Here is a 544-nt window from a genome sequence, read left to right as displayed (position 1 = left end):
CGGCGATCCCGGCAGCGAACGCCAGATCGACTTCGGCTACCCGGGCTGTCTGGTCGATCCGGCGAGCGGGCGGCGTCGCAAGGTGCACGCGTTGATCTTCACCGCCGTGTACTCGCGGCACATGTTCGTGTGGTTGACGTACTCCCAGACCCTGGCGGCGGTGATCGCCGGCTGCGAGGCGGCGTGGACGTTCCTCAAACTCGGTGCGCTCAAGGACACCCTGCCCGAGCGGGTGGCCCTGGCCCGCCAGCACCGGCTCAGCCACGTCGCCTTCTTGGAGCTGCTGCTGGCCGACGAGGGGTCACGGCGGGAATCACGCTCGGCGGCTTTGCAGTCGGCGAAGGCGGGGCTGGATCGGTCGATGCGGATCGACACCTGGAATGCTCTCGACGACCTGCGTTACGACCGATCCCTGCTGTCGGATCTGGTGTCGTTGTGGTTCGCCGAGGCCGGTCACTCGGTTTTGGTTCTGGGTCCGGTTGGGGTGGGCAAGACTCGCTTGGCGACCGCCCTCGGGCACGTCGCGATCCGGCGGCGGATGACG

Annotated in this window: 1 protein-coding gene; it reads left to right on the top strand. The window is 68.0% G+C overall.

What is annotated here, in order from left to right; all coding sequences use genetic code 11:
- The coding region (locus tag CA951_RS44815; protein ID WP_256974322.1) for an ATP-binding protein at positions 1-544 on the top strand (544 nt) is incomplete at both ends.

Origin of the sequence: Rhodococcus sp. NCIMB 12038 (assembly GCF_002165735.1) — a bacterium.
In the GTDB taxonomy this organism is placed as follows: Bacteria; Actinomycetota; Actinomycetes; order Mycobacteriales; family Mycobacteriaceae; genus Rhodococcus_F.
Note: the sequence above shows the minus strand (reverse complement) of the source record. Positions and strands in the feature narration are given on the sequence as shown.